Annotated in this window: 17 protein-coding genes; 7 read left to right on the top strand and 10 right to left on the bottom strand. The window is 47.9% G+C overall.

All coding sequences use genetic code 11. The features are described 5' to 3' along the window. The 6 genes from S1OALGB6SA_RS07255 to S1OALGB6SA_RS07280 all read left to right on the top strand — a co-directional run. A partial coding sequence (locus S1OALGB6SA_RS07255; RefSeq protein WP_148084051.1) for an ABC transporter permease occupies positions 1-389 on the top strand: 389 nt, incomplete at its 5' end. A gap of 11 nt (positions 390-400) precedes the next feature. After that, positions 401-2,626 carry a CehA/McbA family metallohydrolase gene (locus S1OALGB6SA_RS07260; protein WP_124033022.1) on the top strand — a complete coding sequence of 742 codons (2,226 nt, stop codon included), beginning with the start codon at positions 401-403 and terminating at the stop codon, positions 2,624-2,626. Positions 2,627-2,913: 287 nt separating this feature from the next. Further along, a complete protein-coding gene (locus S1OALGB6SA_RS07265) occupies positions 2,914-3,942 on the top strand; it encodes a LacI family DNA-binding transcriptional regulator (protein WP_124033023.1) in 1,029 nt (342 codons plus the stop codon). 181 nt (positions 3,943-4,123) lie between these two features. Continuing rightward, positions 4,124-4,486 carry a MarR family winged helix-turn-helix transcriptional regulator gene (locus S1OALGB6SA_RS07270; RefSeq protein ID WP_230204497.1) on the top strand — a complete coding sequence of 121 codons (363 nt, stop codon included), beginning with the start codon at positions 4,124-4,126 and terminating at the stop codon, positions 4,484-4,486. A 180-nt stretch (positions 4,487-4,666) separates the two neighbouring features. After that, positions 4,667-5,218 carry an AhpC/TSA family protein gene (locus S1OALGB6SA_RS07275; protein WP_124033025.1) on the top strand — a complete coding sequence of 184 codons (552 nt, stop codon included), beginning with the start codon at positions 4,667-4,669 and terminating at the stop codon, positions 5,216-5,218. Between the two features lie 443 nt (positions 5,219-5,661). Continuing rightward, a complete protein-coding gene (locus tag S1OALGB6SA_RS07280) occupies positions 5,662-6,387 on the top strand; it encodes an SOS response-associated peptidase (RefSeq protein WP_124033026.1) in 726 nt (241 codons plus the stop codon). 239 nt (positions 6,388-6,626) lie between these two features. Here the strand turns inward: S1OALGB6SA_RS07280 and S1OALGB6SA_RS07285 are convergent, their stop codons facing one another. Continuing rightward, positions 6,627-7,196 (bottom strand): NUDIX hydrolase, encoded by a 570-nt coding sequence (locus S1OALGB6SA_RS07285; RefSeq protein ID WP_124033027.1) that lies wholly within the window; start codon positions 7,194-7,196, stop codon positions 6,627-6,629. A gap of 76 nt (positions 7,197-7,272) precedes the next feature. Here S1OALGB6SA_RS07285 and epsC point away from each other — a divergent pair, with 76 nt between their 5' ends. Further along, complete coding sequence (gene epsC, locus S1OALGB6SA_RS07290) at positions 7,273-8,175, top strand: serine O-acetyltransferase EpsC (protein WP_124033028.1); 903 nt, start codon at positions 7,273-7,275, stop codon at positions 8,173-8,175. Here the strand turns inward: epsC and S1OALGB6SA_RS10810 are convergent. The 9 genes from S1OALGB6SA_RS10810 to S1OALGB6SA_RS07330 all read right to left on the bottom strand — a co-directional run bounded on the left by S1OALGB6SA_RS10810 (position 8,172) and on the right by S1OALGB6SA_RS07330 (position 17,154). Next, complete coding sequence (locus tag S1OALGB6SA_RS10810) at positions 8,172-8,294, bottom strand: hypothetical protein (protein ID WP_306766995.1); 123 nt, start codon at positions 8,292-8,294, stop codon at positions 8,172-8,174. The genes epsC and S1OALGB6SA_RS10810 overlap by 4 nt on opposite strands. 176 nt (positions 8,295-8,470) lie before the next feature. Further along, complete coding sequence (locus tag S1OALGB6SA_RS07295) at positions 8,471-9,118, bottom strand: SPOR domain-containing protein (RefSeq protein ID WP_124033029.1); 648 nt, start codon at positions 9,116-9,118, stop codon at positions 8,471-8,473. Then, entirely contained in the window at positions 9,108-9,707 is a 600-nt protein-coding gene (locus tag S1OALGB6SA_RS07300) for a dephospho-CoA kinase (protein ID WP_195910364.1), read from the bottom strand. Before S1OALGB6SA_RS07300 ends, S1OALGB6SA_RS07295 begins: the two co-directional genes overlap by 11 nt. After that, a complete protein-coding gene (polA, locus tag S1OALGB6SA_RS07305) occupies positions 9,704-12,415 on the bottom strand; it encodes a DNA polymerase I (protein ID WP_124033031.1) in 2,712 nt (903 codons plus the stop codon). The genes S1OALGB6SA_RS07300 and polA overlap by 4 nt, the downstream gene beginning before the upstream one ends. A gap of 8 nt (positions 12,416-12,423) precedes the next feature. After that, positions 12,424-12,864: a hypothetical protein gene (locus S1OALGB6SA_RS07310; protein WP_037561706.1), complete on the bottom strand. Its 441-nt coding sequence runs from the start codon at positions 12,862-12,864 to the stop codon at positions 12,424-12,426. A gap of 68 nt (positions 12,865-12,932) precedes the next feature. After that, complete coding sequence (gene fliS, locus S1OALGB6SA_RS07315; RefSeq protein ID WP_037561707.1) at positions 12,933-13,349, bottom strand: flagellar export chaperone FliS; 417 nt, start codon at positions 13,347-13,349, stop codon at positions 12,933-12,935. Between the two features lie 269 nt (positions 13,350-13,618). Continuing rightward, complete coding sequence (locus S1OALGB6SA_RS07320; protein WP_037561708.1) at positions 13,619-13,939, bottom strand: hypothetical protein; 321 nt, start codon at positions 13,937-13,939, stop codon at positions 13,619-13,621. Between the two features lie 486 nt (positions 13,940-14,425). Continuing rightward, on the bottom strand, positions 14,426-15,163 hold the full coding sequence (locus S1OALGB6SA_RS07325) for a glycerophosphodiester phosphodiesterase family protein (protein WP_037561709.1): 738 nt from the start codon (positions 15,161-15,163) through the stop codon (positions 14,426-14,428). A 494-nt stretch (positions 15,164-15,657) separates the two neighbouring features. Beyond that, positions 15,658-17,154, bottom strand: a complete 1,497-nt coding sequence (locus S1OALGB6SA_RS07330; protein WP_124033032.1) for a type I 3-dehydroquinate dehydratase — start codon at positions 17,152-17,154, stop codon at positions 15,658-15,660. Positions 17,155-17,251: the final 97 nt, after the last annotated feature.

The following is a 17,251-nucleotide window of genomic DNA, read 5'->3' on the forward strand; positions in this document are numbered from 1 at the left end:
AAAACCCCTATGCCACAGCAACTGAAGGAATCTCCGTTAACCGCTACAAGTACATTGGGCTCGTATTATGTGGATTGCTCGCAGGAATCGCCGGCGCATTTCTTTCGACAGATCACCTCAATTTGTTTGTTAGAGAAATGACAGCGGGAAGAGGATACATCGCTGTAGTTATCAATATCCTCGGGAACTACAACCCCATCGGAATCCTTATGGGCAGCTTAATCTTCGGGTTCGCGGAGGCGTTACAGATTAACCTTCAGGGTTACGGAGTGCCGTCTCAGATTATTCAAATGATCCCTTATCTGATCACGATCGCAGTGTTGGTGATTGCAGTTCGCAATATCAGAGCCCCGAAGTCGATTGGACAACACTTTACAGAATCTAGATAGGAAATTAGGAAATGGAAACTCGTATACTAACTGATCGCCAAAAAGTTCATACGTCTTACCCCGATATTGCGGAACTCAACGGTACGCTTTTTGCCGTATGGCAGGAAAGTGATGGCTTGAAGGAAAGCGCCAAATTGTATCGTATCCCGGACGGCAGGAGTCCGGAATGCGTCGCGACACTCAATAATGAATCCAATCTGGCGTTCACACCAAGGATTGAATGCATCGGTGACAGCTTGCTCACTGTCTGGTCGGAAAAGGATGGCCAGGAGTGGACCGTGTATGCTCAGTCCTTCGACGGTTCCGTTCTCGGGAATAAGAAAACACTCGACAAAGCCGAAGGAGCATTCTTTCCGAGCATACTCAAAGGATCCACAAAACAAGAAACCTGGTGTTTCTGGACCGTCCTCGATAACCATCGCGGATCAATTCGGGCAATGAACCTCGATGGTAAAACGTCCGGAACCATTCGGATGTCAACGGGTATATCACAGGCGTGGCGACCCGAGGCCGTCGTTGGAAATGACAACGCTATTTGGGTAGTCTACGACGGAGAGAACGGGGGAGGGTACGATATTTACCTGCAGCGGATTGTTCAAAACTCCGATGGAAAACTCGAGGTGAGCGAACCATTCATCGTAAGCTATTCCCAGTACTGGGCGACATGTCCTGCCATTGTACCCCTGAATGATTCAGTTCTCATCTCTTGGTACGAGTCCGCTCCATCTAATGAAAACCTGTACTGCAGCGCAGAAGTGCTTCATGTGGGAGGATCCTTTGTCAGACGAAGCGCCCAGAAGATTGACATGACCAATAACTGGTATTGCTGGGATGAACTCGTCCGCAACGAGGTGTCTGACAGCACGTACCTGCTTTTTTCGCGCGGGTGGAAAAAAACTGGGGTCCGAGAGTATCAAAACGGAGCATGGTCGGCTGAATGGCTAATTCCGTCTGACGGTGATTTTGCCATTAGAAGAGTTCGTGCAACGGTGCATAATGGATGCTTAGCTGTTGCTTGGCAGCGGTCGGAAGGCAACGGGCAGCGTCATCGGTGGAGCGATGTCGGGATTTCCATCTTCTCGAAACTGAACGAACTGGAACCGGTGGAAGAACTGGATACGGGCAACGCTTTCGTGCAGGCTGTGCCGATTGTGAAGCAAATATCCCGGCCAGATGCGGAAGCGAAGAATCGCTGGGACAGAACTACCCTTTTATCCTACGACGGCCTTATGCCTCTATGGGGTGATATCCACGGACAGAGCGCTGTCTCGGACGGGCAGGGAGAAGTGGACGAATACTTCGCATATGCAAGAGACATCGCCCGGCTCGACTTTACGGCTCTTACCGACCACGACTGCTTTCCGAACATTCAGTCTCCTTCGGAATTCGCGTACTCGTGCACAGTGAGTAACGCATTCGAAGAAGGCGGTGGTATCTCCACGATTCTGGCATATGAGTGGACGTCAAATGAATTTGAGGTTAACTACGGCCATAAAAACGTCTATTTCCCGGGGAAAAGTGCAGCCTTGTACCGTTGCACCGATCTCACTGCGAAAGACCCGCCCGCCTTATTCAACAGTATTCGCAAGGACGGAGCCATCTGCGTTCCTCACCATCCTTCGGCAGTCTGGACTCTCGCCAGTGCGGCGACAGACTGGAAATACCATGATGACGAGGTGCAGCGCCTGGTTGAAATTTGCTCCCGTCATGCGCCTTTCGAGGAGTACGGTAAGAGTTCCGAATTCACCAAGAACGTGAAACAGAAGCCGGGACATTCCGTCGTTGATGCTCTGAGGAAAGGATTCAAGTTGGGAAGCATCGGCGGCAGTGACTCACACCAGCTGGAGCATGGAATCGAGGGAGGGATTCTTGCTGCGTACAGCAAGTCCCGAACCCGCGGCGATATCTTTCATGCACTCTACAACCGCATTGTGTATGCCACTACCGGGGCAAGAATCTACGTACAAACGGAACTGAATGGCGCACCAATGGGGAGCGTGATACCGCAGACTGCCGGCGGCTCTCTTGTCCTGGACATCCGATGTCTCGGTACGAGCATCATCAGACAAATTGACATTGTAACCAATGTGGGGATTGAACACACCTACTACGTAGATTCATGTATTCACGAATCACAGTATCGACTTCCAGAAGGTAACAAAATCAACTGGTGCTATATCAGAGTTTCGCAATACGACAATCATATGGCATGGACGAGTCCTACATGGATTGAATAGAGATACTATAGCAGTCCTTATGAGAATCCACTCACGCCGAGAAGGCAGTGGCTATGCATTTCTGAAACGTATACTTCCGACTACCGAGAACTTGAACAGGCACGGAATGGCAGGGATTTCGTACTCGATGCCGGCTTACAGTCAGACATATTCGAAAACTCGAGGCACCTCTGCCAATTGATGGTAAACGTCGTCGACTCAACTTACACTCTCGTGTCTCTGCGCACGGCTTCTTATTTGGTTATACCGAATCAACTAGGGTAAGCTGACAAACAGCGGAGTAGAATGTGTTGAATAAATCCGTAGTTACGATCAAAGACGTCGCCAGACACGCCGGCGTTGCCATTAGCACAGTCTCCCGAGTAGCGAACAACCTCAACCGAGTCTCAGAGGACACCCGCAAACGGGTACTCAATTCACTACGCGAGCTCAACTACACTCCAAACCTAAACGCAAAAACACTGAAAGCGAGAAAGAGTCTTGCCATTGGTTTCATTTGTGAAGATATCGCAAGCCCCTTCATACCGGAAGTTATCAGGGGAGTGGAAGAACGCGCGCGTGAGTCTCGATACAGTACGATCATCTGCAACGGAAACTGGAACCACAAGACAACTCTCTATCAACTCGACATGCTGATGCATCGCAACGTGGAAGGTATCATCTACTCGACGCCTTTGAGAATCGAGACGCCTTTGATTGATCGTCTTAAAGAGCTTCGCGAAAAGATACCGTTGGTTCTGCTTTCGGAGGACAATCTGGAAGACGGATTTCACCGAGTCAACATTGACGTTGAACAAGGTATGGCGGCTATCATGGATCATCTGTTCTCCCTCGGACACGAGCGAATCTCGATGATAGCGGGTCCCGAAGATTCCGGTCTCAATGCCATGAAGATCGACAACTATAAACGATTCATGGAAAACCGCGGACATTCGAGACACATTTGCTACATCCATACCGGCTACTCAATCAAGCAGTCGATTCCAGTAGTCCAGCGGCTACTGGAAACTCCGAAAAGACCAACTGCCATTATTGGAGCAGCCGATTTGGCGGTGGTTGGAGGAATCAAAGCAGCTCACGAGATAGGCCTGCATGTGCCTAAGGATGTGTCATTCGTTGGCTGGGGCGGAATCGACATCGGACTCTACACGGAGCCGGCAATCACAACAGTTCTGATTCCCCGCTATCAAATGGGTCGCAATTCGATGACCATTCTCCTTGAATGCATTGAGAACGCCTCTGTTTGTGTGGATTTGAACTCAAAGGACATGGACGTGGTTCTTGAAGTGCGGGGATCAAGCGGCCCTGCCAGATAGGAGTTCGGAATCACCCATTTGCTATAGACAACCACCGTTTCCAAAGCGTCCCTCCCAGGGGCAGGACTCGAAATGGAGTTGCGTTCACTACCGATGGAGATGCAGGGCCGAATAGTTCACGTACCACGGGATTACAATCAGGAAGTCGAACAGCCAATATTTCGTATGAGCTTTGCTGAAAGTGGCCGTCTATGGGAATACATCGTATGTAAGACTTGATGCATATGATTTAATTGTTAAACTGTTTAAATCTCAAACAAAAGAAAAGGCGTTCTCCATGCTCAATCCCCGACATTTCCTCTTCAATCTCCATGCCCTGGTTCTTCGGTTGGATCGAATCGCCAATACTTATCTCTTGAAGCCTTTCGGTATCAGCTACGCCGAATTTCTGGCGCTTGTCACGATTCGTGATCGACCCGGGATTGGCCCGTTGACCTTGGCAAGCCAGCTCGGGTTGGGCAAGTCCTCGGTAAGCCTGAGAATTGGGAAACTGGAGGACAAGGGACTGGCCATTCGAACCATGAGTAAGAAAAACCGTGTCTAGGTATCAATCTCCCTCGGCGATAGGGGCGCGAGCGTGTCTCCGCGGCCTTGCGATGCTGGAAAACAGTCTGCTGGCAACCCTGTCGGACCTCGGCCGACGAGCGGCTCCGCTTGAGGGAATCCTGCAGGAATTTAGTGCGGATCTGGACGTTTATGAACGCCGTTTGAAGGAGAAAGATATATGACTGTAGGCGATGTTGTTGAAGAATACCTATATGTGGATGTAAATGGCCAAGAACGGCGTATTTCCGAAGCCTGGCGGAACAAACCGGCGCTGGTGCTTTGGCTGCGGCATTTCGGTTGCCGCTTCTTCCAGGAGTCGGCCCTGGATATTTCGACTTTGGCGGTATCATGTGTGGATCGAGGCCTGCGTCTGGTTGTCGTAGTGCAGGGAACGGCCGAGGAAGCGGCACTTTTGGCATCGTTCGAAAACGTTCTTACGGTACCGGATCCTACTCGACGCAGTTACGTTTCGGCCGGTCTTGGAAAAACCACATGGCGGGCCATCTTCTTTCCGAACCGTTCTCTCCGGTCTAGACGGAAATCGGCGAACGCCCGTGGCTGCGCCATCGACATGAAACGTACAAAGATGAAGTCAAGTGATCCCCTGCAGCTTCCCGGGGCGGCCTTAGTGGATCAAACCGGGACGGTACGCTGGTTCCATAACGGTCGACATACTGGAGACTTGGATACCACCGTAGCCCTGCTGGACCTGTTGCCCCCAATCCACTGAACCCCCAAAGGCGGTGTATCCTGGAATGGATGCCGCCCGGGAGACATGCATCTAAGCCCCGACGATTCAAGAAAGTGAGCCGTGCTTCGATGAAGATTCGAATGGCGACTAATAGTCGATTCAGATACGGGATTCGTGACAGCAACCTCTCCGTGAAGAAGAACTGTGGAAATACTGTGGATTATCCTGCTTAGGGCAAATCATCAGAAATCAATTCCTATTGGATATTTGTCAGACAATGTGCTTCTCATAGATAGATAAAGAAAGTCCTCAGCGAATAGAATTGCGTCTCTATGAGGGGGTTATGAGTTTTCGGCAGACGATGGCGAGTTTGGTTCGACATCCATCGGGGGGTACTTAAACTGAATACTCCGATAATAGATAGGATTGCTGGAAATTATCATTGCCTCATTATAAGCAGTATGCTCTACTTTTAATCCAAAATGTGTTTCAATGTCTCCCTAGTCTCAAAAGCCGTTGTTATCGAAGAAATCTACGGAAATGATTTCCCCCAGGAGCACTTCAATATACCAACTTTCTTCCGCTCGGCCTTCGAACACCCCTCATGGCCGGTATTCAAACAAGGCAAACCCGCCCACTTCGATTTCCCCACCTGGGGGCTCATCCCTTTTTGGACACAAACCGCGGTTGCAGCCGCAGATATTCGCAACAAAACTATCAACGCTCGCTACGAAACTATCGACACCAAGCCCTCATTTCGAACTCTTGTAAATCGAAAACGGTGCGGAGTGCTTGTGGACGGATTTGTAGAATGGCGTTCATACAGAAACAAGAGGTATCCTTACCGCATCTCACTTCAAGACGGCAGACCCTTTCTTCTTGCCGGCCTCTGGGATGGCTGGAAAGATTCTAAAAGCAATACATCCATTGAAACCTTTACCGTTGTTACAACCGAGGCTCAGGGAATTCCTGCCCTGGTACACAACACGAAGCTGAGAATGCCATTGATTCTAAATAGAGCTTCAGGACAGGCATGGCTTGATAAAGATTTGGAATTCCGAGCAATAGCTCCGGAGATATCACCCCTGTTCAAATCCCTGATCGCCTGGCCGGTATCTCCATTGGCTTCCCGAATGCAGGAAGAACAAAATCTCCCGGAAGTTCTTGAGTTCTACGACTATTCCGAACTTCCTCCGCTGGAATCCTAACTCGTCAAAACTACAGGAGCATCAAACCAGCAGGTTTTTAGCAGAGGAAATCCGTTCGTTATCTGACAATCAAGTTGCTAATCGGGTTGCCTGGAGGCGTCTCTGCCGTACTTCTTTGTCTTCAAGTCCCAACCGCAATCATGTGCCAGATAGGAATAAGCACCACCCCCGAAAGCTGGAAAGTTGATTGCGTTCGAGTTCTTCCCTGGCTCGTGGTTCAGGCATCGTCGAAATATGCATCATACCCTGCCCAACCATCTTAAATAAAAGAACCAAGCCTGAATTGTTATCGCGCTGTCGAAAGGCGCCAAACCAATAAATTTCGCAAGTTCGGTCTCATACAACATCTGCATATCGAGAATTTCATGCTCATCCAAATTCTGCTCATCTTTTTTTGTAAGTCCCCTGGCGAGATAGGTATAAGTTTTATTTGCCATAAAGGCGGGATTCGGACTCACCGAGCCAAGTTCAATCAACTCTGCCGCCTCATAACCAGTTTCCTCTAACAGTTCCCTAGTCGCTGCATTCCGCTCGTCCTCACCAAAATCAACGGCTCCAGCCGGAAATTCCAATCCAACCCTCTGTGTCCCGTGCCGAAACTGCCTTACCAGTAAGAATCGCCGTTCTCCCGTCTCATCGATAAGTTCCGGAATAATTGTAACCCAATTTGGTGAATCCACCGAAATAAAAGACGCCTCTTTCCCCTCTGACGACCGACGCCTCGAAGTCACTAAACGAAAAAGCTTGGCATCATAACTAAGCCGACTGTCCAAATTAGTCCACATAAGATGTGAAATGTCATCGCTCATACATTCTCAACCCAAGTTCAAGCAATTAATCTACATTGGATACAAGTTCCACTTTTCTGCTAATCTAATACCAATCATGACTAACAGGCAAGTTCGTCGTATCGCACAGATAAACAAAGACATAGTCGACTCATTCAGCAGCGTTAACCAAATCAATCGTTTTGCCGGCCCAAATCTACCGTCAATCACGATAATCAGCAACATATTCGAAACCTTCCGACATCTTATCTTCCCAGGTTTCCAATACGACGGTGGAGTGGAAAATGAGTTTCAGATAAGGCAGAGCGTCCAAACACTCACCCAGTCCCTTTTCTTGAAACTGACAGCGCAAATAACTACCTGTCTCGATAATAAATCTGGGGCAACAGCTCAGGAACTTGCTCTAAATATCTTGCAGAAAATACCAATTCTAAGAGAAAAGGCCGCGGGTGACGTCGAAGCCGCCTTCCGGGGAGATCCAGCGGCCAAGAGTCGTGACGAAGTGATGCTTTCCTACCCCGGCCTACAAGCGATAACCTGTCATCGATTTGCTCATGAAATACAACTCGCCGATATACCTATCATCCCCCGCATGCTAAACGAATTGCTACACCAAAACACCGGTATCGACATACATCCAGGCGCCTCTATCGGTGATAACTTTTTTATCGATCATGGCACAGGTGTAGTAATCGGCGAAACCGCCCGCATAGGCGAGAATGTAAAAATCTACCAGGGCGTCACTATTGGCGCACTGAGCATACGCAAGGAACTAGCCGATAAAAAACGCCATCCCACAATTGAAGACGATGTAACCATTTACGCCGGCGCCACAATACTCGGCGGGAAAACTCACATCGGCAAGGGCTCCGTTATAGGCGGGAATGTGTGGATAATCAACTCTCTCCCTCCCTACTCCGTAGTGTACAACCGCAAGGCCGACTATCACATACACAGCAAATATTTCGATGGCTCCGGTCCGGATTTCTTCTCAATCTAATCAATTTCAACCGCTCTGGAGTCGGAACTCGTAGCTTCCATCTTAAGCGAATGCTCATCGTTTACCAATCCCCACAACGCGGCCTTCAGCAGGATTTCTGTCCATGAAATTCCGCCCATCAGAGACCCGCCCATATCCTTCCGGCTTGCGAAATCGATTTATACTCTAAAATTAGGATCTCATAAATCCGAAAAAGATATCTGATACTCGTAAAATCCGAGCGGTGCCAAAAACCGGTTCAAGAGTCCCGCTTCATCGCGTATCAATACAATAATTCGCTGCAATCGGTTGGATTTCAGTTCTCTATGTATCGGGTTACTGGTGCAATCGTGACATAACTATCGGCAAAACCATCAATCCCATGTATGACACTCACGCTGTTTTCCGCCTCAGTCTTATGAGTGAAAGGGCCCAATCTCACCCGGTATATCAAATTGCCACTCTCATCCTTGGTGAAAACCCGTACAGGAAGACCCATTTCGGCTAAGTCATCACGAACTCTCTCCGCGTGCGCTATCGTCTTAGTTGCCACCACCTGAACCCAGTACATATCCTCACGCACTTCTCTGGATGCGCTCCGCACAACTTCTTCGTGATACGCAGGTTTTTCCGATTCGGTGGGTGCCAGTTCCTCTTCCCGCGTTTTCAGTACCACTGAGGACTCCGAAGCCTCATCGCCATTCTCAATACCGGCATAATCGGCGACAAAATCGCCATCCTCAATCAATGGAGGATACTCGGCGTCTTCCCTGGCCCAAGTAATCGGATCAAATTCATCCGAAGGATTCTTCTCAGCGTTCGAGGAGATAGTTTTGCCAATTTCGGATTTGCTGTCCTCTCCTTTCTGCATCAGAAGCAAACCAGCAACCAGCGAAATGGCCAATATCGCCAAGATGCTTAACACAGCCACTAAACTTGAATTCCCGGTTTGTTCAGAGCTCATCAACTCGCTCCCCTTTTATTGCAGGAAGAATACTGCCCAGCAAGAAGCGCAAATATGCGTCTCCTCGGGCATTTCTCACTTTATAGATTTCGGCGCGCTTGGGAAAAAACTTAGAATTCAATTCCTTTTGGCTTCGGAATCTTAACCAAGTATCTCGCAACGATCTTCCATCTCTCTTCAAAACCCGTAAAAAGCGTCGTATCCAACCTGCCTCAATCCAGATAAACGCGCTACACTCCTCTGCAAGTGAGGTTTTGTGAAGATTTACGCCATGAATCGCAAGAAGAGAATCTGAATATGCTGCAAGCCACTTCCGAACCTCCAATTCTATGCAAGGATAGGTTAACTCTTCCAAACGCCTCAGGGCAAGTGAATCAGAGAACACAAGCCGTCCAAGTTTAACACGATCCACCACCCCATTGACAAGCAGCCCAGGCCCAAGAGTATCTTCAATTTGTTTGCTTAAGGTTATGAGACATTGATGGCCCACAATATCCAAATCCAAGCTTCGAAAACCCAGCTCCTCCAGAATACCGGCTACATAGTTCTTCCCGGAACCACACCTCCCCACAATGCCAATCAGTATCAATGAATGTCGCCCCAGGAATCCCCCGTTTCCACGCTGACACGAAGCGGAACAGTCAGCTTCACCACATTCTCCATAGTATCCTTCAACGCAACCTTAAGCTCCGAAACAATTGCAATTGGAGACTCAATCAATAGTTCATCATGAACCTGGAGTAGCATCTTGGCCCTTGAGAAGCGATTCATAAGCACCTCATTGACTTCTATCATCGCCTTCTTCATGATGTCCGCCGCAGTACCTTGAATGCGGGTATTCACAGCCGCTCGTTCCGAAGCCGCCTTCTCAACCTTATTTCTGCTATTTATACCAGGCAGAGGCCGAAAACGCCCGTAAAGCGTTCTAGTTCCCCCATCGGCCTCCGCATCTGACACCGCTTGGTTAATAAAATTCCCGATCCCCTCATAAGTGGCAAAATAGGTTTCGATAAATTGGTTAGCTTCCTTTCGACTGATATTCAATTCGTTCGAAAGACGAAAGGCACTCATCCCATACATAACGCCAAAATTAACCGCCTTTGCCATCCTTCTCTGCCCGTCCATCACATCTGAAGCATCAACGCCGAATAATTGAGCTGCTGTTTGCACATGCACATCAACGCCATCGTTAAATGCCTTGGCAAGTCCCCAATCCCCCGACATATGTGCAAGCACAACTAATTCAATCTGGGAATAATCCACGGAAATAAAGGTATATCCATCCCTGCTTCTGAAAGCCCTTCTAATCCGTCTACCATTTTCATCCCTTACGGGAATATTTTGCAAATTGGGATTATTGCTCGAGAGACGTCCAGTGGCCGCTCCTACCTGCGAATAACTCGTATGAATCCGCCCGTCCCCTGGATACACCAAACGCGGCAGCACATCAACGTAGGTGGATTTCAACTTACTCAGCGAACGATAAAACAGAATCTTCTCCGGCATCGGATCTTCTCGCGCCAGGTTCATAAGCACAGTGTTATCCGTTGAATACCCCATTTTCGTTTTCTTCCCTGGCTTCAAACCTCGTTCCTGAAAAAGCACTTCTTGCAGTTGCTTCGGCGAAGCGACATTGAATTCTCGCCCACACAAGTTGTGAATCTCCGACACCACAGAGTCGATTTCCCTTCCCAACTCCTCCCCATAACTTTCCAAGGCAGAAAATTCCAAACCGATGCCTTCAATTTCCATAGCAGTCAGAATTGGAAGCAGCGGCATCTCGATTTCCCAAAAAATCGATGCCCTTTTCGGATCGGACTTCAAAATCTTTTCAAACACTCTGTAGAGACGGAGTGTTACATCTGCGTCCTCCGCCGCATACGCAACTGCCTCTTTCAAGCCAACGGAATCAAAAGTGGACCCCTTAGGTACTACGTCATCAAATTTTATCGTGCTGAAGCCCAGGTAACGATCGCATAGAGCGTCCATGCCAACCGGCGAGGAGGCATCTATCACCCAGGCAGCAATCATAGTATCAAACCATGCATTTTCAAGCCGAACACCAACTCTGCGCAAAACCTTCAAATCGTACTTGAAATTCTGCCCGACAACGCGAATTCTTCCATTAACAAGAATCCCATTCAACCAATCAACCACCTCTCCAAGAGCCATACAGCTGCAATCAGCACATTTAATTGGCAGATATCCCGCCTTACCCTCACTAACCGAAACCGAAATGCCAATCAGATTAGCCAGCATCGGATCCAAATTGTCCGTCTCGGTATCGAGTGCCACTAATCCACTTTCCAAAATTCTTTCACCCCATTTGTCCATTTGCTCACGGTTCAGTATAGGAGAGTAATTAACCTCTGGTGCACCAGACTTCCCAACTTCAAGTCGCGTCTTTATCTCCGTCGCATTATAACCAGCCAATTCGGCCGCCTCCCGGGCAAAAGTTATCATATTCCTCTTCCGAAATTCCCTGGCTGCCGCCGCAAAATCAACAATCCCATTGTCAACAGAAGCAATTTCGTCTTCCAATGCCAAATTGCGCACAATCCTAACTAGTTTCCGACTGAAATACGCGCTCTCCTTCCCCTCCTTCAATTTTAACAAGCGCACACCCTTGGCCGCTTCATCTATATTCTTGTAAAGAGAATCAAGATTATCCCATTTGGCAAGGAGGGCCGCTGCCGTCTTTTCACCAATGCCCTCAACCCCCCTTATGTTATCCGAGCTATCGCCAATAAGAGCCAGGTAGTCAACCATTTGGTCCGGTCTAACTCCCTTTTCTTCGAGCACTTGTTCAGGCCCAATCTCCTGAAATCCGCCCCCCTGTTTTGGTTTTAACATTCGAACATTTTCATCAACCAGCTGCATAAGATCTTTATCCGCGCTAACCAGAGAACAACTTCGCGCTTCTCTGCGGCAAATTTCTGCCATTGATCCTATTACATCATCAGCCTCATAGCCCTCCACCGAAATAGCCGGAATGCCCAGACATTCAAGAATATCTCTTATTATTGGAATCTGAGCATGCAAGTCTTCAGGAGCGGCATCCCGAGTTGCTTTATAATCCGGATAAAGCTTATGCCTATGTGTCGGTTCAACCGTATCCATCGCAACTGCAATGCGCCGTGCCCCATAGTTCTTCTCAAGAAAAAAAATTGTCCGGAAGAATCCGTATACAGCAGAGACATTGTTTCCATTACTATCGGTGAGGTGTCTGCTCGCTAAGGCGAAAAATGCTCTGTAAATTAACCCGTAACCATCCAGAATAAATAATTTGTCTTTCATCCCGCTAATTATATGTGTACATCGATTTGTGAAGGAAAAACTTTCATGCTCGGTCGATTCCTTGGCCTGCCAAGCTGCCTAAGTTCACTCCGTATACGAGCCATCCGTTTCTGTGCCAATTCGCCCAGTAAATGAAATTTCGCCGAAACAACTCGCGCCCTGGCTGCCAACTCCTGATTATCAGGCGGAATAAGCCCGATAGCGCTCGCATCCCGCCGTCTTGTAGCCGCCAAGGCAAGACTTCGCTCAACTTGTTCCTTCGCAAGTTTGGCTTCCTCCAGTAGATTCTTCCACCTGCGTGAATTCAAACTGGAAAACCTTGAAAACTTATCCGAAGTTCCTGCAAGCAACATTTCCAACCGAGCTATAATGAACTCATAGTCTGTTATGCTTAAACGAATGGAACGATCAATATCCCGCCACCAAGATGGCAATTCCTGTCTCATCATTGTCCAACCAGATTGACATCACCTTGTTGGAGAGTCTTCACAAGGGTCTGCGCGTCATTCAACATCGATTATCCAGCTAAATTGATGCCACCTTTCTCCCGAGTTTCCCGAGCGCCGGCAGTAATTTCAACAGAATCCCAAGCCTCTCTGAGGGTAGTCATATGGCTGCAAACTTCCTTCAGATTAGAACTCTTCTTGGAGAGATTGGCATCAACCAATTTCTGATTGAAGTACATGTAAAGACGAAAAAGATTTTGCGCAATATCCCCTCCCCTTTCAAAATCAAGAGAAATCATAAGCTCCGCCAGAATATCCTGGGCCTTTACAATTGCATTATGTGCCAAGTCCAGCTTCGGATGCTGTGCATCAAGCTCCCTACACGCGCTTCTGAGCTGCTTGATACACTCATCATAGAGCATAACTATCAGTCTTCCGCCTGAAGCAGTTTTTACACCCGTTTGCTTATATACTCGAAGTGGATTCATGGCCTCCAAAGTACTCCTCGCTTTTCGATCATAAAAACAGTCTGTTCAGACTTTATCGGTCCTTTATCAAAACGGTATTAGCAAAACATGACTTCACGCAGAGCAAACTCCAGATTTTGTTTCTCAGAATAGAAGATACGCCATAAAAGCTTCACGTTTCCTCATAATCGCGGCATGAGGATTCATTCTCAAAAAGGTTCACCAACTCATAAGAACTCACATTCTTCACTCATTATAGGATGTTCATGCCAGCAAGATAAGGAGGGAAATCAAATTCCCGCCAAAGTGACAAGAGCTTCTATCATCTTCCAGGTGCTATCCGATATATCCTCCCTTTGCAAGTAACCCGCGACAAGCGCATGAGCAATAGGAATTCCAGGATCCACTCCGGAAGTCCATGTGTCGTGGGTGGATGCTGATAAGCTATGAATTTCATCGAGCACTCGCCTGGCTGAACTCTTATTTCTCTTCCAACGGCGTATCACCGTGGAAATTTTGTTAAGACGTTTCTCTGCTTCACGGTTGGTTGCAAGCTTCATCAAACTACTCAACTCATTTCTCATTGCCTGTGAATAAACTCGTTCTCTCATAACAATTCCATTGCTGGTCTAGACCAGCAGGCTGCGTTCAGTGTGACTAGCCACCTCACAAAAGTCTGTCCATCCGCGCCACATCTTGAGATATGAGGCTGCTCACCGTCCCCGCCTTTTCAAAAAAGTGTTGGGAATTGAATCCTCCAAATTGAATTCATTCAGCTTATCCCAAACGATGAGAAGGGGCCTCCTCGTAAAGGCACTTCAATCTTCGGCATCGATATCCTCAAAAAGATACAAGTAAAACGCTCTTCATTAAGCCAAGGAACAATTTTTTCAGTCTCATCGATAAGACGAATCCGCGAGTCATCGTGAGGCAATTCTCCTTGTTTCGATGAGTTCATCGACGGATGTGTACTACACTCTTCCCCTTTCCTGGGCCCGGACCCTCGAGAAATCAAGGGAATTCATGGTCAGTGAATCCAGGGCGTCGAGGTGACAAACGTTTGGAATATCTTTCTCTTTCACCTACCCATACTCTTCCTATGATTCAAGCAATTTCTTTAGCAAAGACGGCCGGTTTGTTATTATACCATCAATTCCCCATTTTATGAACCTGCACATATCCTCTTCATTGTCAACCGTCCAAACATGTACTTCCCAACCTCGTTTTTGCAGTTTCCTCATGCGCTTCTCTGTCAATACTCGAATCGGACCGATCTGTTCCGGCACCTGCAAGTATTTTTCGTTCCTCTTAGGACAGCGTATAATTCCAAAAAACGAAAGCAAAACAATGGCCGCCGCGCCAAGGCAAGCCATGGATATGGGTGCGTGTTTACACATCCTGGAAAAGAGATTAACCGTTCTATCTCGAAACGAGGCGGTTACGCATCGAATACCAGCATTACTCTTCATAAGTAAACTCACCCAGGCACGAACTATATCCTTGCCCGAATCCTTCAAATCCACATTGAAACGGGCATTCGGAAACATATTGAGAGCGTCCTCCATAAACAGAGGTTTTGCGGTTCTATCCGCGCCATCCCGAAGGAGTATCTTTGTTAATTCAGCCTTTTTGCACTGCGCAATCGGCTTTGGGGGACCGCCCAGCCTGGATAAATCAGCATCATGGGCAACTAACAAGTAACCATCGGCACTTAGACGAAGATCGGTTTCAATTACATCAACCCCGGCGGCCAGGGCAGCCTTAAACGAGGATTCTGTATTCTCAATGGCAAATTCCGGAGCTCCTCGATGTCCGATGATTAGCGGTCTTTTCATTTTCGATCGCACAATCCTTATTCCAAATCGAGTGGGAATCTTTAACTCTCGCCTGGAAATTTGACAATTCCATCTTTGCACCACTCATTGCTGCATGAGTCTCTAATCCGATGCGATACCTACTTAAATTCAGTAAACAGGGCATTGATAGCTCTAGGAGAGATGATACACTGTTCTTTCTGAATGGGCAGTGGATTAATGCACAATTTCCTTTCGCTTAAAACCTAAAGAGTTATGCCCAGGCGAAAAATGCCAATTGAGAGCCAATTGACAGATTATTGAGGAGACCGGCATTTTCGATTCCCTACTTACTTGTACCAATTGATATAAGCTTCCTATTCTTTAGGAACAGCTTTGCAGTCCGAAGCTGCCGTTGCTTGTAGTTGCGGTACTTTCGTGGCTTACTTGATGTCGTTTTCGATTTTTAAGAGACAGCCCATCATGAGGGGTATTATCCGGGCCTCAACCATAGAAATCAGCGTTGGAAGTGAAAATTACACTGGGGAAGGGGGAACAATTCCTGTGAATAGTTGGAACTGGAGCCGGGCCTGAGCTTTGAACATGGCAAGACCGCTGATGGTTTGGCAGCCGGCAACCTGGGCCCTTCTAAGAAAAGGAGTTTCACTGGATCCATAAATCACATCGTATACAAATGAGCAGCCGACCGGATTCCACCAGGGGATGGGATCGATTCTCTCGTTTGGCGGCATACCCAGGCTTGTGGTTTGAACTGCAAGAAAGATTCCTGATGCCAATTTGGGCAATGCTTTCTTATCCAAAGGGCCCCATTCAGCCTTACACTCCTCGGCCAGTGTTCGGGCCTTGTCGATGCTCCGATTCAATATTGTCAGTTTCATCCCGACATTGCAGAGAACATGGGCTACGGCTCGGGCAGCACCTCCGGCGCCTATTATTAACGCCTTTCTGCCAAATAACGTCTCTTCTGAACTGGTGCCCATACCCTCCTTTAGAGATTGAAGAAATCCTTCTGCATCTGTATTTTCCGCTCGCCAACCACCGGAGGTTTTTATCAGCGTATTAGCGGAGCCTGTTTTTTGAGCCAAGTTGCTAGCGGAATCGGCGAGGGTCAATGCCACTTCCTTATGCGGTATGGTTACTGATAATCCACTGATATCCCAGATATCGCATGTTTCCAGAGTGCCAGCGAGGTTGTCTGTGCGAATAGGAATATAGGTTCCCTCCACATCCAAATCCTGAAGCCACCGATTGTGAATTACAGGAGATTTACTGTGAGCGATGGGGTTTCCTACCACTGCAAACAGAGGGGTGGATTTGTCTATCTTGCGAAATCGATAGAGCTTTTCGAGAGTTTTGGGCTGTAATTGACCTGGTTGTGACTTCATTTCTCTAAGTGAGGTTGCATAGGTCCAGAGGGAACCATGCCGCTGCGATAGAATCCGGGAAGGACTTCCATATTCGCCCATGGCTATAAGTATTTTCTTATCCAGAAATTTTGTGGCTGCAGCGGCGCGAGCAAGGTTAAGCAGTGCCGCACTATCGGCGCAATTTGCGGCTATTTTAAGGATGTTGCCTTCCGCTCCCAGTCTAGAGATTAAATCTGTCAAGACAGGCACTGGACCGGATAGCAGATTATCGCTGAAATCATGTACAGATCGAATTATTTTGGCTCCGACTGCCTCGGCAGCCCTGCGCACTTCCGTTAGCGGATGATTCCCTTCGATATCTACAAAACTCCAGGGCGCGGAATTCAACAAGGCTAAAAACAAATTTATCCGCTCGGCTTCGCTCTCACCATTGATTCCCCATCGCCCCCCGTCTTCTGCGAGACGAATTGTCAGAATCAAGGGTATCTGGACCTTCTCCGGCAGTTCGGCTGCCCTGGTGCGCTCAGATGGTTTGAGCAAATCCACCCGCAGTTCGGCAAGATTGATATACTGGCGATTCTCTTCCACTTGTAGAATCGCGCCTTCTATGTCAGGGGAATTCAAGATTAGACAGATTGCACTCACCAATAACTCAATATTATACGGGGATAGTATTCAATAAGCACTCAATTCTAGCATCCAAATGCAAAACGCGATACCACTATCACGCTTGAACGATTAT

It is taken from the genome of Olavius algarvensis spirochete endosymbiont (genome assembly GCA_900608495.1).
Taxonomy (GTDB): Bacteria; Spirochaetota; Spirochaetia; order DSM-2461; family DSM-2461; genus UBA2779.

What these genes read in the sequence shown, in the direction of transcription:
- S1OALGB6SA_RS07285 (WP_124033027.1), bottom strand. Translation starts at nt 7,196, where the DNA reads ATGAGCGATGACATTTCACATCTTATGTGGACTAATTTGGACAGTCGG.
- S1OALGB6SA_RS07275 (WP_124033025.1), top strand. Translation starts at nt 4,667, where the DNA reads ATGACTGTAGGCGATGTTGTTGAAGAATACCTATATGTGGATGTAAAT.
- S1OALGB6SA_RS07280 (WP_124033026.1), top strand. Translation starts at nt 5,662, where the DNA reads ATGTGTTTCAATGTCTCCCTAGTCTCAAAAGCCGTTGTTATCGAAGAA.
- S1OALGB6SA_RS10810 (WP_306766995.1), bottom strand. Translation starts at nt 8,294, where the DNA reads ATGGGCGGAATTTCATGGACAGAAATCCTGCTGAAGGCCGCGTTGTGG.
- S1OALGB6SA_RS07260 (WP_124033022.1), top strand. Translation starts at nt 401, where the DNA reads ATGGAAACTCGTATACTAACTGATCGCCAAAAAGTTCATACGTCTTAC.
- fliS (WP_037561707.1), bottom strand. Translation starts at nt 13,349, where the DNA reads ATGAATCCACTTCGAGTATATAAGCAAACGGGTGTAAAAACTGCTTCA.
- epsC (WP_124033028.1), top strand. Translation starts at nt 7,273, where the DNA reads ATGACTAACAGGCAAGTTCGTCGTATCGCACAGATAAACAAAGACATA.
- S1OALGB6SA_RS07325 (WP_037561709.1), bottom strand. Translation starts at nt 15,163, where the DNA reads ATGAAAAGACCGCTAATCATCGGACATCGAGGAGCTCCGGAATTTGCC.
- S1OALGB6SA_RS07295 (WP_124033029.1), bottom strand. Translation starts at nt 9,118, where the DNA reads ATGAGCTCTGAACAAACCGGGAATTCAAGTTTAGTGGCTGTGTTAAGC.
- S1OALGB6SA_RS07310 (WP_037561706.1), bottom strand. Translation starts at nt 12,864, where the DNA reads ATGATGAGACAGGAATTGCCATCTTGGTGGCGGGATATTGATCGTTCC.
- S1OALGB6SA_RS07320 (WP_037561708.1), bottom strand. Translation starts at nt 13,939, where the DNA reads ATGAGAGAACGAGTTTATTCACAGGCAATGAGAAATGAGTTGAGTAGT.
- polA (WP_124033031.1), bottom strand. Translation starts at nt 12,415, where the DNA reads ATGAAAGACAAATTATTTATTCTGGATGGTTACGGGTTAATTTACAGA.